General features: G+C 49.6%; 14 protein-coding genes. 5 read left to right on the top strand and 9 right to left on the bottom strand.

Annotated features, from left to right (window positions below; all coding sequences use genetic code 11):
- Positions 1–111: 111 nt before the first annotated feature.
- The 4 genes from EGC76_RS08680 to EGC76_RS08695 form a co-directional block, all read right to left on the bottom strand.
- Positions 112–1,968, bottom strand: a complete 1,857-nt coding sequence (locus tag EGC76_RS08680) for a UvrD-helicase domain-containing protein (protein ID WP_128352602.1) — start codon at positions 1,966–1,968, stop codon at positions 112–114.
- Entirely contained in the window at positions 1,965–3,926 is a 1,962-nt protein-coding gene (locus EGC76_RS08685) for an ATP-dependent nuclease (protein ID WP_128352603.1), read from the bottom strand. The genes EGC76_RS08680 and EGC76_RS08685 overlap by 4 nt, the downstream gene beginning before the upstream one ends.
- 153 nt (positions 3,927–4,079) lie before the next feature.
- Positions 4,080–4,280 (bottom strand): helix-turn-helix transcriptional regulator, encoded by a 201-nt coding sequence (locus tag EGC76_RS08690; RefSeq protein WP_128352604.1) that lies wholly within the window; start codon positions 4,278–4,280, stop codon positions 4,080–4,082.
- Positions 4,281–4,744: 464 nt separating this feature from the next.
- Positions 4,745–5,608, bottom strand: coding sequence for a YicC/YloC family endoribonuclease (locus EGC76_RS08695; protein ID WP_128352605.1), 864 nt, complete (start codon positions 5,606–5,608; stop codon positions 4,745–4,747).
- 213 nt (positions 5,609–5,821) lie between these two features.
- Between EGC76_RS08695 and EGC76_RS08700 the strand changes: the two genes are divergently transcribed.
- The 3 genes from EGC76_RS08700 to pyrE are packed head-to-tail and all read left to right on the top strand — an operon-like array spanning position 5,822 to position 7,634.
- Positions 5,822–6,169 carry an HVO_A0114 family putative DNA-binding protein gene (locus EGC76_RS08700; RefSeq protein WP_128352606.1) on the top strand — a complete coding sequence of 116 codons (348 nt, stop codon included), beginning with the start codon at positions 5,822–5,824 and terminating at the stop codon, positions 6,167–6,169.
- A 53-nt stretch (positions 6,170–6,222) separates the two neighbouring features.
- Positions 6,223–6,936 (top strand): ribonuclease PH, encoded by a 714-nt coding sequence (gene rph, locus EGC76_RS08705; protein WP_128352607.1) that lies wholly within the window; start codon positions 6,223–6,225, stop codon positions 6,934–6,936.
- Positions 6,937–6,989: 53 nt separating this feature from the next.
- Positions 6,990–7,634, top strand: coding sequence for an orotate phosphoribosyltransferase (gene pyrE / locus EGC76_RS08710; protein WP_128352608.1), 645 nt, complete (start codon positions 6,990–6,992; stop codon positions 7,632–7,634).
- Between the two features lie 17 nt (positions 7,635–7,651).
- On the opposite strand, the gene EGC76_RS08715 is transcribed toward pyrE, so the two are convergent.
- Positions 7,652–9,343 (bottom strand): type 1 glutamine amidotransferase family protein, encoded by a 1,692-nt coding sequence (locus EGC76_RS08715; RefSeq protein ID WP_128352609.1) that lies wholly within the window; start codon positions 9,341–9,343, stop codon positions 7,652–7,654.
- 126 nt (positions 9,344–9,469) lie between these two features.
- Between EGC76_RS08715 and EGC76_RS08720 the strand changes: the two genes are divergently transcribed.
- Positions 9,470–10,921: a type 2 periplasmic-binding domain-containing protein gene (locus tag EGC76_RS08720; protein WP_128352610.1), complete on the top strand. Its 1,452-nt coding sequence runs from the start codon at positions 9,470–9,472 to the stop codon at positions 10,919–10,921.
- 3 nt (positions 10,922–10,924) lie between these two features.
- Here EGC76_RS08720 and EGC76_RS08725 read toward each other — a convergent pair whose 3' ends face one another.
- Positions 10,925–11,392, bottom strand: coding sequence for a tRNA (cytidine(34)-2'-O)-methyltransferase (locus EGC76_RS08725; protein ID WP_128352611.1), 468 nt, complete (start codon positions 11,390–11,392; stop codon positions 10,925–10,927).
- A gap of 77 nt (positions 11,393–11,469) precedes the next feature.
- Here EGC76_RS08725 and fieF point away from each other — a divergent pair, with 77 nt between their 5' ends.
- A complete protein-coding gene (gene fieF / locus EGC76_RS08730) occupies positions 11,470–12,450 on the top strand; it encodes a cation efflux pump FieF (protein WP_128352612.1) in 981 nt (326 codons plus the stop codon).
- Here the strand turns inward: fieF and EGC76_RS08735 are convergent.
- The 3 genes from EGC76_RS08735 to EGC76_RS08745 are packed head-to-tail and all read right to left on the bottom strand — an operon-like array spanning position 12,374 to position 15,431.
- Positions 12,374–13,357: an alpha/beta fold hydrolase gene (locus EGC76_RS08735; protein ID WP_128352613.1), complete on the bottom strand. Its 984-nt coding sequence runs from the start codon at positions 13,355–13,357 to the stop codon at positions 12,374–12,376. The two genes, fieF and EGC76_RS08735, sit on opposite strands and share 77 nt — an antisense overlap.
- On the bottom strand, positions 13,358–14,746 hold the full coding sequence (locus EGC76_RS08740) for a sensor histidine kinase (RefSeq protein ID WP_128352614.1): 1,389 nt from the start codon (positions 14,744–14,746) through the stop codon (positions 13,358–13,360).
- A gap of 7 nt (positions 14,747–14,753) precedes the next feature.
- Positions 14,754–15,431: a response regulator transcription factor gene (locus EGC76_RS08745; RefSeq protein ID WP_128352615.1), complete on the bottom strand. Its 678-nt coding sequence runs from the start codon at positions 15,429–15,431 to the stop codon at positions 14,754–14,756.
- Between the last annotated feature and the right edge of the window lie 61 nt (positions 15,432–15,492).

Here is a 15,492-nt window from a genome sequence, read left to right on the forward strand (position 1 = left end):
GCTGAGTAAGCACTTTTGTGGATCACTTTGTAGTCGGCGTCTGAAGTATAAAATTAGCTAAGGGTGGATCACTTTTACTCCGTTGTTTTTAGGACAAAAGTGGATCAGTTTTCACCCGTTGTTGACACCGTCTATCACTTCGACTCCAGCAGGAGCTAATAATTGCTGTATCCAGCCTATGGAGCTTCCTCGTTCAACACACTGTGAGAAAAATGCACGCTGCTTTGCCCTCGTAAACGCAACAAAAAAGGTGTTTAGTTCTTCATCTCGTTGCGGCGTGAGACTCCACCAAGTTTGATTATCGAGTCCGTAAAATATCATGGTATGAAATTCAAGCCCTTTGCTTTTATGGACGGTCATCAGAGCAACTTGACCAATGCCCTCAAACTCATCCAGAGCTTCCGTCCAGCTACTACTATGTTCTGCACACTCTTTCAAAAGTGTGACAAACCCCCTCCAGACCCTCTCAAAATCTCTTTCTCGCTGATATGCCGGATACGATTGTCTTAGCGTGGCAGAACCGATAAATTCAAGAAGCATGCCGGCAATTGCTTCAGCCGAATCCGCTGCAGGTTGGCTACGTGCTACCTCTGCCCTTAACTGGCCGACGAACGCTTCAAGCTTAAAAAGTAATCGTTCCTGCGAGATATCACTATCGGGGTCAGGAGCCTCCAGAAACATATAGCTCTGCTGAGCGAGCGCCCAATTGTCTGGGCTTCGGTATGTCGCTCCCAAGCGAAGTAAAGGAACGAATATCTTGGTTAGCTCTTCCCCAAGCAGATCCTGTATTTGAATTTCACCAATTGACCGCGCAGCATTTCTGATCCGAAGGCCTCGAGCTGTAAAAGCAGGAGCTATCTCATCCTCCACCTGATCTGCTCGCATTCTGACAAGAATCGCAACATCATGTGCTTCAACACGCCCTGACTGCACCTCACGGCTCACCCATTCTGCGAGATAATTGTTCTCTTCATCTATGCTCCGAAATTGCCAGATTGCAGAAATATCTCCTTCGATCTCGCGAGTCCCTTGTGCCCGCGCCTGTTCTACATGGCCATCTATCCGCCGGGCTATCTCATGCTGAATACGAACCAAGTCCTCGTGTGACCGCCAGTTAGAAAGTAAGGTAATACGCCTAGCTTCAAAATCGTTTTCAAACTGGTCGAAAGCATCGTTCATGGCTCCTGCCCACCCCATGATACGCTGCTTATCATCGCCAACTGCTGTGAAAACAGAATCGCTACCATCAAATGCCGTAAGCAGCATATCGTACTGGGCATAAGTAGTATCTTGGTATTCATCAAGAAAGACTATGGGATAGGTTGCCTGTAAGGCTCGGCGGATATATGAGTTTTCTTGCAACAGCAGCTTTACAAGTCTGTTGATCATCGGGAAAGACAGAGATATCTCATCATCCCCGAAAAGTTGTTCTTGCCAGTAATTTGCTAATGCACGATTTATTTCCGAACCACTTGAGATGTCAACTGGTAGGTCTGCCAGAGGTATTGCTTTTTCTAGTTGCTGAGCGCTCACTCTGTGATAGCTATGACGCTCGATAAAATCCTCGTAATCTCTACGAAACGGAGTAACGATCTGATAGGTGCCAGGTGCATTGAAGGGCTCTGGTAACGCAGGACGGAACCGATCCAGAAGTCCTTTGGTAAAAGCATCAAAAGTCATTGAATCAAAACGCCGCGCCTGATCTTTAGGACAACGTTTCGCAACCCTCTCTGTAAGGTTACGTGCTGCATCTTTTTTAAAGCTAATTGCTAGAATTCGTTTGGGGGCCGGACAAATTCCTGTTTGAAGAAGATAGGTCGCCTTTTGTGCTAAAAACTCGGTTTTTCCAGCACCAGCGCCAGCGGTAACGAGGACGCTGATGTCATTCTGCCGTAAAGCTTCCCATGCTCGGTTCTCCAGATCCCCAACGCCCTGGGGGACCCAATCCTCCGTGCTTACGCGAGTCATTGATCTACTCCTGGCAGACGGAGCTTATCCTTAACATATTGAATAAGAGCTCTGAGCTCAGTCGGGGCGGAGGTAGCCAAAGTACCAGTTGTAATACGGGAAAATGCCGCCAAATGAGTTTCAGGCTTACTGCGGCTCAGGAAAAGATAAGGGTACCATTTAAATGCATCATCATATTCCTCGCTATACAAGGCAAGATTACCACCTGACTTTAGTGTGCTAACTTTTTTGTTCTGAATAGCCGAGGCACTACTCTGAGGTCCTTGTCCCCCTGGATTGGTAACCTGATAAGCAGTTGGGAATGCACGTAACATGGAAAAGTCGAGATCGAGAGGATATGAAAAGAAAATGCCTTCATCTCCAAACGCTCTGCACCAAGCCCCCTGTATTCCTTCATTATAAATTTGCTGGTCAGTGACCGTAGCAACATTAATTAAATTGCGATTTCCAAAATCATTGCCCACATTAGCCAGATTTTGAATGCAATCGCTCATTACTTTGGCCCCACCATGCCTACGCCCCAAATCAAGATCTAGCAATGTAGCATGTGGAATCTCAAGGTCATTAAGCAGCCGCCAGAAATGGGTTACAAAACGTCCCCCAAGTGGCACGATAGGGACGAATGACGGGTCAAGTGGCACCCCCATCTCTTCGGCTATTTTTGGAATGACTATACGTTCCGAGTCACCTTCTCCCAAAATTACAAATCGCGCAAAATAAAGTTCGGGGTAAGCCTTAACAGCAAGCCTGACGTAAACACAAGCCTCGTGTCCATTTTCTGGTAAAGTCAGTTTTCGTATCGATGAGCTTTTAGTCCCAAGATCCATACGAACATATCTGACTTCTTCGGGCTCTATGCGACTTAGAATTGCCGGTGAATGACTGGATATAAGAACTTGTGCAGATGACAGACCGCCTACCTCTCTCGCCTGCGCGATGATACGAGACAAAAAAAAGGGTGAAAGGCTGTTTTCAGGTTCCTCAATAGCTAAAATCGTTAGATGAACACGACGTAATTTATCATGCTCAAATGAACTATCCTCAGCGGGCAAAGTGAAAGCTTCCCGCTCGGTTTCAAGCGTCGCTGCGGTAAGAGCGATATGGAAAAGAGAACGTTGACCGTCACTCAGTTCGGATAACCTTCGCTCCTGACCTTCTTCATCAGGCGCAAAGGTAAATTCGGCTTTTCGAACAAGCTCTTCAAAACGATTTTCAATCAACCTTAAACGGGGTTGGCTATCGGTATCGGCTTCATGCACCTGTTGCCATCGTTGTGATAAACGCCTTAACAGAACTCTTAACGGAACTTCTTGTTCGAAATCGGTTTGGATCTGACTCGCATTTTCAGAACTTGCGCCTCTAAATGCCGTCGACCATTTTGCAGCCTGCCATAAACGTCCTTTCAGAAGAGCGGTCACCTGTGTTGTCGCATCGCGATTGGCTGGTAAATAGATTAGTTGAATAGACGAGCGCTCTACTGCTTGGACTCTAGAACAATCATCCCACTCAAAATTATCATCCAAGGCTCGTATCCAGCGAAGGTCCTCTTCAATTGCTCCCTCTGGAGTGCCGTCATCGGTCCAAATTGCTTGTAGTCTTATTCGAGCTTTGAGCGGCTCCCCCTGCGCTGATGCGGCCATCTGATTGAAGAATTCTGGAACCGCATCAAGAGGGGTGCCGTTTTGTTCTGCAAGCTCAGGAAAAGCAAGTATCGCTTCAATATACAGGCTGTCGCCAGACTGAAGCTCCTGCCGGTCAGGAAGTACGTGAAAATCCCTACGCTTTACCGTTCGCTCAGCTGGCGATGTACCAAACAACCGTGACACTGCTTGTAGCACTGCCGTTTTTCCAGAACCATTTCCTCCGACAAGCGCCGTCAGCACTTTCTCAAAATTGAGCTCGACAGCCTGATTTCCAAAACAACGAAAATTCTGTAGTCTTATCTTTTCGATTTTCATCCGTGGAAGCCTTTTTAAGAAAGTTATCGCTAGGTTAAGATTCAAAGATCCAGCCTACCTCGTAACGATGCCATCTTTATCAATGACAACCCGTTATGTACATCAAAGGCGTAACTTCGTATCACAATAAGCAGAGCCAACAGATATTTCAATCTAGTTGTCCGAAAATGATTCTAAATCACGCTCCGTAATCCTATCTTCTATCCACTCAACCACCTCGTTTTCAACCCATGCGCTTGCTCGGCCAATTAGCGTGACCGCCTTGGGAAACTTCCCTTCCGACATCAACTTATAAACCGATGAGCGGCCAAGCCCTGTCATATCCTTGACTTGTGGCAATCTAATTAATCGCATGACGTTTCTCTTGTCTTAGTTCGTCATGCGATGGCCCAGGTCTGTAATTAATTATGTGTCCGTCACCGTCTACTTACGCCGAAAGCGGCACTTACATGCAAGTTGAAGTTCCATCTGCGGCTCAGCTTTCAGGTGGAGACATAATTTCACGCTGAGCATGATTTCGGGTTCTACAAGAACTTTTTCAATTTTCTGAACTCAGAACGTACAGTCCAATTCGGAGATTCTGCTATGGCTTGTCGACGTTCAAAACGATTGAAAAAATTACTTCGCGCAGCAAGTCGGAGAGGAATCATGCCGAGTCTGATGGCGACAACGCGAGCAAATAAACCAGCCCGAGTCCTCAACCGAGGACAAGCTGGATTCATGGATGGTTGTCATCAACCTAGTTCGAATATCAGATGGGCTACGTCTAAGTAGATTCTATGCAATGTTAGAAGTGAAACCTACAGTAAAACCATAGGTTATTCTATATTCTGAATCTGCTCCCGCATCTGCTCAATCAACACCTTCAACTCAACCGCGGCGGCAGTGATATCCGCATTAATCGACTTCGAGCCCAAGGTATTCGCTTCGCGGTTAAACTCTTGCATCATAAAGTCTAAACGGCGGCCGCAGGCGCCACCTTTGCGCAGAATTTTGCGGGTTTCAACAACGTGGGCGTTTAAGCGGTCTAGCTCTTCGGCTACGTCCACTTTCTGCGCCAGCATCACCATTTCAGCTTCAAGGCGGGCTGGATCAAGCTCTACTTTCGCTTCTTCGAAGCGTGCGAACAGCTTGTCGCGCTGCCATTGCAGTACTTCTGGCATGTGGCCGCGCACGAACGTAACTTGCTCAGAAATGCCCTCTAGGCGCGTTGCAATCATGCCTTCTAGCGCCTTGCCTTCGCTGCCACGGTTGGCAATAAATTCTTGTAGGCAGGCTTCAAACGCGCTCAAAATGTCGGCTTGAATGGTGTCCATGTCTTCTTCTTGCTGGGCAACCACGCCAGGCCAGCGTAATACGTCTAACGGGTTCAGCTGGGCGCTTGAGCTTTGGTTGGCCACCCAATTAGCCGATGAAATAACGCTGCGCGCCAGCTCTTCATTTAAGCTCAGCCCGCCTTCGGCTTTTTGTTCAATGTGTAAGCGCAGGTTGCACTCCACTTTGCCGCGTTGCAGTTGCTTGCGCAGCCTGTCGCGCAAGCTGTTTTCCATAGAACGAATTTGTTCTGGCAAGCGAAAGTACGTTTCTAAAAAGCGTTGGTTTACCGAGCGCATTTCCCACGTTGCTGTGCCCCATTCGGCTTTTAGTTCGTGGCGCGCGTAGCCGGTCATTGATTGAATCATTGGTATTCCTTGTAAGCTTTATATGGTCATAGTTTAACACTGTTCGTTACGTCGTACAGTACGACTATTTCGCACACTCAATTACGTTCGCCTAAAGGCTAGGTAGATGCTCAAATAATCTTGCTTAAATTGATTATCATCTGGTGATATTTATATGGATATAGATTATACTATCGCGGCGCTGCTGAAGGCATATATGAAGGAGACTCACTGATGGCTATTTTGCACATTGGCGTAAAACCGCAATCTGAAATTCGTGCGCGCCTTATTGCTATTGCTAAAGGCGAGGTGAAGCCAACTGAAAACGAGCCAAAAGTTTGGTTTCCGTCTATTCGATCACTGGCAGAAGTGCTATCGGACCAGAACCGCGAATTATTAAAACTCATTGCTGAGAAAGAACCGCAATCACTGAAAGAATTAGCAGAAATTTCTGGACGAGCACCGAGTAATTTATCGCGTTCATTGAAAACGATGTCACATTATGGACTCGTCAAACTAGAACGACACAACCGAGGTGTTAAACCTGTAGCGGTAGCGACAGAATTTCATGTGCATTTCTGATATACTCCTGCGCTATTAATTTTTCAGATAAACCTGCTTCGAAGGAGCCAACCATGCGTCCAAGTGGTCGTACTGCCCAACAGATTCGTCCAGTAACTATTACTCGGAATTACACGCGCCACGCCGAAGGTTCGGTGCTTATTGAGTTTGGTGACACCAAAGTGTTGTGTACCGCCAGTGTGGATAAAAGTGTGCCGCGCTTTTTAAAAGGCAAAGGGCAAGGCTGGGTCACTGCTGAATACGGCATGCTGCCACGTTCTACCCATTCGCGCATGGACCGAGAAGCGGCGCGCGGCAAGCAAGGTGGCCGTACTGTTGAAATTCAGCGCTTAATTGGTCGCTCGCTGCGTGCCTGTGTCGACATGGCCGCATTGGGCGAGAACACCATCACCATCGACTGTGACGTGTTGCAAGCTGACGGCGGCACGCGTACTGCGTCAATTACTGGCGCATGTGTTGCACTGGTGGATGCGCTGAACTGGATGCGCAAGCAAGGCATTGTTAAAACCAACCCGTTGAAAGGTTTGGTGGCTGCGGTTTCTGTGGGCATGTACAACGGTCACGCAGTGGCTGATTTGGACTACCCAGAAGACTCTAAAGCGCAAACCGACATGAACGTGGTGATGACTGAAGCAGGCAAGTTTATTGAAGTGCAGGGCACCGCAGAAGGCGAACCTTTCTCAAGCGAAGACATGACCGAAATGCTGGACTTGGCCAAGCACGCCATCCGCGAGCTCATGGACTTGCAAAAGCAAGCCCTTGCATAACGAATAACGAAGCGGACGAACAGCGCAGCGCACGAATAACGAGAAACGTACTTATGAAAGCTTATCAAAAAGAATTTATTGAATTCGCCATTGAACGTGGCGTACTGAAATTTGGTGAATTTACGCTGAAGTCGGGCCGTACCAGCCCGTATTTCTTTAATGCGGGGCTGTTTAATCAAGGCTCTGACTTAGCCCGCCTTGGGCGGTTTTATGCTGCCGCGCTGCAAGACAGTGGCGTGCAGTATGACCTGCTGTTTGGCCCAGCTTACAAAGGCATTCCAATTGCCACCGCAGCGGCAATTGCCTTGTATGACACCTACCAGAAAGACGTGCCGTATTGTTTTAATCGCAAAGAGAAAAAAGACCACGGTGAAGGCGGCAACTTGGTGGGTTCACCACTGAAAGGCCGCGTGATGTTGGTTGACGATGTGATAACGGCCGGTACCGCAATTCGTGAGTCGATGGAAATTGTGCAAGCCAATGGTGCCCAGCTAGCGGGCGTATTGATTGCGCTCGACCGGCAAGAAAAAGGCCAAGGTGAGTTGAGTGCCATTCAGGAGGTTGAGCGTGACTACAATGCCACGGTTATTAGTATCGTGAAGCTCAATGACGTGATTGCTTACTTACAAAATTCAGCTGACTTTTCTGAATATTTGGACGCGGTAACTGCGTACCGCGCCCAATATGGTGTTGCATAGCTTAGTAAGCTTTAGGCTTACCAGGTTTCGGGTTGCCAAGACACGCCGATGCGCGCATCGGTTACTTGGCATTCCCCGCCCGCTTTTTGGCGCTTGGTGCTCTCGTCACCCACCACCATCAAGCGAAATTCGTTTTGTACCAAGTTAAAGCTGTCGCGTTTTTGGCACAGCAACCGCAGTGAGTCGACCATGCCGCGATTGTTTAAGAAGCGCGTGGTTGGTTGTTCTTGCACTACCCCTTCACCTTCGGCAAGCTTAATGTTGCGCACGCTGTTGTCGGTCATTTGGCCCGACGCGCCGCCCACTAAATAATGGAAGGTTGCGGCAACTGCGGTTTCGGTTTGTTGGGCACCGATACCAAAGAATACCCCGCGCTCACCCAGCACCTTAAAGTTCCCGTTCAACACATTTACGGCTAACGCTGTGCGCGTATCAATGCCCACTGCCAGTTGGGTATTGGTAGTTGCTGCAACGCGCAGCAAACGGCCGTGGCGGCCTAATTCTGCGAATTGTCCATCAAGCGTGGCCTGGCTCAATAAGCCCACGCCGCCAAGAGGGTGATAAGTGGTGCTTTCGGCATTCATGTTGCGCGGGCAGCTGTCGTCTTTATTACAGGCAAACGGCGGTGCTTCGCCGGCAATCGCGCCGGCACGTAGCGCTTCAGCACTGGTGCCGCTGGCTACCATGGACCTTGCCGTCATGGCGTTCATGGCGTCACTGGTTGCGCCCACCACCAATTTGTTGGCCCGCATTTTCAGATAAATGCTAGTCATTAAATCCGTGGGTTGGCTCAGCGGGTCTAAAAAGGCTTTACGCACTAGGTTGGGTTCGTTACCAACAATCAGTACAGCGTCTGCCCAGTCTATAATTTTTGCACCTTGCAGTGGTGCTTTGCAGAACTCAAGTTGCTGTTTATGTTGATTCGGAAATACCCGCGCTCGCTTCCAGGTGCCAAGTTCTTCTTCACGAATCTCATCCAGATCGTCGCACTTACCGGTGCGCTGCGCGGTATTTACCGCTGCGTCTATCGGCAACCAACGCACTTCTGCGCCTAAGCTGACAAAGGCACTGATAAACGGCTCAGCCGCAGTAATAGGGTCACGAGCGCCAGCAGCGGCAATGGCAATGCGCGGCATGTCATCCCCACTGCGCACTTGGTCGGCTTGCACCAACATGGCCTGCAAAATATCGCGCTTGGCGCGCACTTTGGTCAGGTTAATGCGTGCGGTGTCATGCTTGCCTTTGGGCGCTGGCATTTCTAAATGATCAACAATGAGGTTCCACTCACGCTCTGACAAGCTGTCGTACAAATGGCGTGTGGCGCGGCGGGTAAATTCTTCTTGAAAGCTTCGCTCAGGCACTACTTCAGAGCGCATGCGTTCGTACAGTATCTCTATCGCCATTTTCACATCGTCACGGGTTTCGTGGCGATGCGCTGGCCAGAGGTCATCATCAAGCATGGGCTTTACGTAGTTATCGCTTAAGTTAATGTAGCGATCGGTACGCATGCTGTCGCCGTCGAGCCAATCGGTGTCGTTACAATGGGTCCAGGCCATGCTTGAGCACAGCGCCATTTCGTCGCCCATTAAAAACAATTGGTATTCTGGCCCGCTCGCTTTGGCAGGTTCTGATTCCTGTGTTTGCGCCTGCGCTGAATTGGCAATAACGGCGCCACCCACTATGAGTGCAGCAAAAATGGAAGCTTTCATTGTTTACTCCTACAACTTAAGGCGCTCAACCTAACGGCATTAGCCGCTACAGTCAATTCTAGTTTAGTTTCATAAGTTGTATGACCTGATATACTGCTAAAGGTTTAAAGCGGAAGGAAAGTTGTATTGCGTGACCTTATAAAACACATTGTTTATATGCTTATGGTGCTGATTACAGTCGGTACCTCGATGCCTGTACAAGCGCAGTCTTCGCCTAACAGTGCCACCGACCAAGAAACCACCCTGACCTTCCGCGAGCCTGACGCAGGCCCAGTTGTTTACGCGGTACAAGAAATTCTTGAAGAAGCCTATGCGGCGCTGGGCATTACCCTGCGCTACGTTGATATGCCACGTAACCGTAGCTTGGTAGAAGCCAACAACGGGCGTATTGCAGGCGAGCTAGGCCGCTATGGCGAGCTCGATGATGCCTTCCAAAACCTCAAACGCGTTCCGTTTCCGTTATTTGCATTTGAAATTGTATTGGTGGCCGACCGCCGTAACTGCGGTTTGTGCGGGATTAACGACGTTGAAAATCTAGCGTTTATCAGCGGCATGCAAACTGTCATGCAACTGCTACAAGACAACAATTTCACCCGCCCAACGGTGCAAGCACTCGATATTCAGCAGCTGAATCTCATGTTCACCAATAACCGCGTAAATGCTGTACTGATGAATGACTTTGAGGCCCGCCAACTGGGTTATTACGACAACCCGCATCTGATTATTACGCCCATGTTGTCGCTAATTGGCTACCATTATTTGCATGATAACTATGCGCATTTAATTCCAAAGTTAAACGCAGAACTTGAACGCATGCATGCAGAAGGCCGGGTAACCACGATTTATCGTGAGCACAACGTGGCCTTTGAGCGCATGAGTCTGTTTGAACAGACCCCGTTTTATCCCACGGTTTCCGTCACTGCCGGGCTGATGCGCGATCGCACCCATGTGGACGGCAGCGGCAGTTACTGGGACTTGATGAAACGTGTGTTTGAGCCAGTTACCGATAAACTGGAATTGCATACCAACAGTTATCAAAGGGCCGTATTGGGTTTAAATGAGAACCGCTTTGACGTGTTAGTTGGCGGTACCCAAACACAGTCATCCATTAAGGGCGTCGCGTCATACACGCACTTTGATTACGACCGTGATGTGCATGCGTTTACGTTGACACAACAAGCCATGGATGAGCTGTTAACGGCACGCTTAGAACGGCCCGTTTGTTTTGTTGCAGGGTATGAGTACGACACCTTTTTTGAAGCGGGGCTCACTTACTACCGTGCCAACAACACACTCGACTGCTTTGCCATGTTGGATATGAAACGGGTGGGTGCGGTAATTACTTTTAATGACAATACGCCGGACTGGAACACCACGCCATACGTAGAACATAAGTTGCGTGAAGCCTACCCGATTCACGTCATGTTTCACGACACCCCGCGCGGTCGCGAATTGCGCGACTGGTTCGATAAACGCATGCGTGAACTGGTGCACAGCGGTGAAATTCGAGAACTATTCGACGAGACAATGCTGCAGCGTTCGTACCTTTATCGCAGTTTACCTGCCAGTCCAAACTAGCCGTTACAGCGGCTCAGCAGCAAAGTTCTGCTGACGCCACGCTTCATAACTCACCAACGCCACGGCGTTGGATAAATTCAGTGAACGGTTATTTGGCATCATGGGAATCAGCAGGCGCTGACCGGGTTCTATTTGTGCCATCACATCGGGGTCGAGCCCACTCGTTTCAGAACCAAACAACAACACATCGTCCGGTTGAAACTCAACGGAAGCGTAACTGCGCGTGCCTTTGGTGGTAATGGCATAAATTGTCCGTTCGCCCATGGCTTGCTTGAAGGCGTCAAAATTTGGATAGCGTTGCACGCGGCTTAGGTCATGATAATCCAACCCTGCACGCCGTAACTTCTTTTCTTCAAAATCAAAGCCCAATGGTTCAATTAAATGCAACACACAGCCGTTATTTGCACACAAACGAATGATGTTGCCGGTATTTGCGGGCATCACTGGATTGAACAGCGCTATATGAAACATCCAATTTCTCCATCGGTTATAAAGGGTGTATTCTATCTCATTAACACAGCGAATACAGAGCGAAATCAAGGGTAGGTATGTCGACCTCACAGCAAGCAAAACAAGAAAATTATGCGTTTTGGGTAAAGCTGGCGACGCGCGCGTCGGTGACTGTTGCGTTCGTATTAATCACTGTGAAAGCTGCAGCCTGGCTGATGACAGATTCTGCCAGTATGATGGCCTCGCTCACCGACTCCATGCTCGACAGCCTGGCCAGTTTGTTTACCTTTTTTGCTGTGCGTTATGCCATACAACCGGCCGACAACGAACACCGTTTTGGTCATGGTAAGGCCGAGTCACTTGCCGCTATGGTGCAATCTGCATTAATCACCGGTTCCGCCATGTTGTTGGTCACCCACAGCGTGCAGCAATGGATACAAGGCACACCAGTACGTCAGGCTGAAATTGGGGTATACGTGTCGCTCCTTGCCGTTGCGCTCACCTTAGCGCTTGTGATTTTGCAACGCATTGCCATACGCAAGACGGGTTCGCAGGCAATTGCCGCCGATGCACTGCACTTTTCTTCAGACTTGTTACTTAACAGCGCGGTGATTGTGGCGCTGATTTTAAGTGCCTATGGCATGCTGTGGGCCGACAGTGTGTTTGCAATATTAATAGCAATCTTCTTAGCCCAAGGTGCCATTCGTATTGGTTGGGATGCGTTTCAAAGTTTAATGGACCGCGAGTTGCCGGATGCTGAAAAGCAATTGGTGATTACCACCATAAAGGAAGTGCCGGGCGTGCGTGGCTTGCACGGGTTACGCACCCGCTCTGCTGGCCCCATGCGCTTTGTGCAAGCGCACATTGAGCTTGATGATTATTTAAACCTGCGCGAAGCACATGACATTGCCGACATGGTTGAAGTACGGGTTGCAGGTTTATTCGACCATACCGATGTGATCATTCACATGGACCCACTCTCGGTGGTGCCGCAAGAACTTCCTACTGAGACGCGTCCGGCTGAAACCAGCGCAATACCGCATCAAGAGCCGGCTGACGATAACGATCAGACTCCATAAATAGTTCGTGGCGTGCCCCATCAATGCACTTTATCTGGCTGCGTTGGTCTTGCAGACGCGCCACGAAACGCTGATGGCTATGATTATCCACCACGCTATCTGCGCCTGACTGCAACACCAATACCGGTATCTCAATTTTGTCAGCCTGCTGCTGCGCTGCGCGCATTGCTGCGAAAGCCTGTGCCAGCCAATTAAACGTTGGCCCACCCAATTGCACTTCAGGGTTTTGTTCATAGGCGTCACGAAACATTTGGTAGCGGGCTTCGCTGTGCGTCAGTTCATTTTCATCAAAAGGCACGTACCGATAGTCCGTCATACCGAAGAAATACCATGGCTTGCGCGGGCTGAATATACGGTTCAGCAGCGCTCCGCCAATCACCATAGTTTGCGCAAACCACTTGGGCTTATTACCAGTCAGCACACCCAACATGGGCGACGACAAAACGGCTTTTTCAATGCGGTGTTCATGTTGCGCTAAATATAACGCAGCAATGGCGCCTCCCATGGAGTGGGCAAGAAGGTATTGGGGCACTTTCGGGTAATAGTTGGTTACTTGCTGCACCACGGCCTCAAGATCATCGACAAAGTCTTGAAACTGGTCAATGTGACCATGATGCGGATTATTACTGAGCCTATCTGAGAAGCCTTGCCCGCGATGATCAACCACCGCAACAGCGTAATTGGACTGCGCCAATTGCCAGACTAATTCTTGGTATTTCAGTGCGGCTTCAATACGGCCAGGACAGATCAGTACCAACCCTTGCGGATGCACGGGGCGGTGCAAGTACCAATGCAATAATACGCCGTCGGGGCGCTCTAACTGATGCGACTCAACGTGGTCGCGCCAAAAGGGTTCAATTTGTTGGGTGTAAAAACGAATCCACTGCGGATCATCATCCGTGTACATCTAAGCGGGCTCCTGTTGCTCCTGCTGCAACGTGTCGATGGCCACAACTGGCAGGTGTATGGATACCTCGAGCCCTCCCTCAGGATGATTGCGCGCTGTAACCGAACCGCCAAGTACGTTTGCTGCCCTTAAGCTTAATGCCATACCTAACCCAACGCCAGCTTTGTGATGCCGCGAAGGGTCACCACGGAAGAATGGTTCAAACAATTGCACCAACTGGTTTTCTGGCACGCCGTCGCCATGGTCACGCACAATAATGGTGAAATTGGTGTCGTCGTGGCGCTCACAACTGAGCTCGATAATGCCGGCGGTATACTGCAGTGCATTGCGCACTAAGTTTTCCATGACCAGTCGCAATAATTCTTCATCGGTACCTGTCACCACCCAACCACCGTCCATAACAATTACCCGTTCGCCATGCTTGGCGTCGGCATAGGCTAAATCGGCCGCGAGTGTTTTGGCAAGAGCATGGGTATCAACCGGCTGCGGATTCATTTTCACCAAGCCATTTTCCAACCGCGACAACGACAAAATGCGTTCTATGATGGTACCGAGGCGGTCCACGTCACGGCTCATTTGCACCAAGTGCGGATTGCCATCAAGGTTATCTTCATCTTGGCTGAGCATTAACGCAACTTGCATACGGGCAAGCGGTGAGCGCAGCTCATGTGACACGTCGCTTAAGAGTCGGCGCTGGGCGTCGCGGGATACTTTTAAGTCATGCGCTGCGGTTTCTAATGCTCGGGCCAACTCACCGAGTTCATCGGTGCGGCGCGGTAAGCGTTTCAGGTGCAAATGATCAGCACCCGCGGCAATTTCGCGCGTTGCTCCAATCAAACGTTTTAAGGGTAACACCAACCAAAAACCGAGCAGTACCGCAATCAGCAACGAGCCAAACAAAAGCGTCATGGTTTGCGCTTTATCGGACTGTTTCTGCAAAACGATTTGCTGCTGGCGTTCTTCGTCGCTTAACGGACGAATGAGCAGAATACGCTGCTCGCCCAGCACGAACGGGCCGAGCAACATGCCGTTGGGCATGCGCAATTGTTCGGGCTGTTCGGCGTCGAGCTGACGCATCAGCTCGCGTCGGTGGGTATTGGCTAAGTTGGGTTCTAGCTGCAATCGGCTGGGCCCTTCTTCGGGGGTAACCGCCGCCGCAACGCGATAATTACCCGCCAGCAAACGCCCGGGGGTTAACGAACTGAAGGTAATTTGATCTGAAAGCAGCGGCGTGAGCGTTTCACGCACGTCTTCAGAAAGTGGTTCAGCTGTTTCCGGTTGTGCGTACCAAATCGCCAATAGGAAACCGCTGCTGGCCACTGCAAAAAGCAGCGCCCAAAACAGCAGCAACAGACGAAGCGTTAGCGAATGGTACCAGCGGATTTGCATGCATCCCTCAAGCTAACTGAAGTAGGCGATAACCTCGACCGCGCACGGTTTGAATACGCTCTGGATTATGATCGATCTTTTTGCGGATGTTACTAATGTGCACGTCTAAACTGCGATCAAATGGTGCTAACTGGCGGCCAAGAGCTGCCACGGAGAGCTGATCTTTGCTGACCACCTGACCTTTGCCTTGCACCAGAGAGCGCAGAATATCGAATTCAGTTGGGGTAAGTTCCAATACCTGCTCGTCACAGCGTACTTCGTTTTGCAACGGATCAACGTGGAAGCCGGCAAATTCTAGTGGTTCTGGACGTACTGAGGTATTCGGGGTGCGGCGCAATAGAGCGCGTACGCGCGCAACCAGTTCACGTGGATTAAACGGTTTTGGCAAATAGTCATCAGCGCCTAGCTCAAGACCTTGCACCCTGTCTTCGTCATCGCCACGCGCAGTTAGCATTAATACTGGTGTGCTGCGAGCTTGTTGGCGGAGGCGTTGCAACAGCTGGAAGCCGTCAATACCTGGTAACATCACGTCAAGTAGAATCAAATCAAACGAGCCGCTTAACGCGCGTTGTAAGCCAATTTCACCATCCGGCGCCAAGGTAAGTTGGTAGCCTTCTTTGGTAAGAATTTGTTCCAGCATACTGCTTAGTTCTGCGTCATCATCTACAAGTAAAAGCTTGGTCATTTGGATGTTGTCCTGCGTCATTCGTTACAGCTTATATTAGGTGGTCTTGATTATGTAAAGA

Origin of the sequence: Pseudidiomarina gelatinasegens (genome assembly GCF_004025325.1) — a bacterium.
In the GTDB taxonomy this organism is placed as follows: Bacteria; Pseudomonadota; Gammaproteobacteria; order Enterobacterales; family Alteromonadaceae; genus Pseudidiomarina; species Pseudidiomarina gelatinasegens.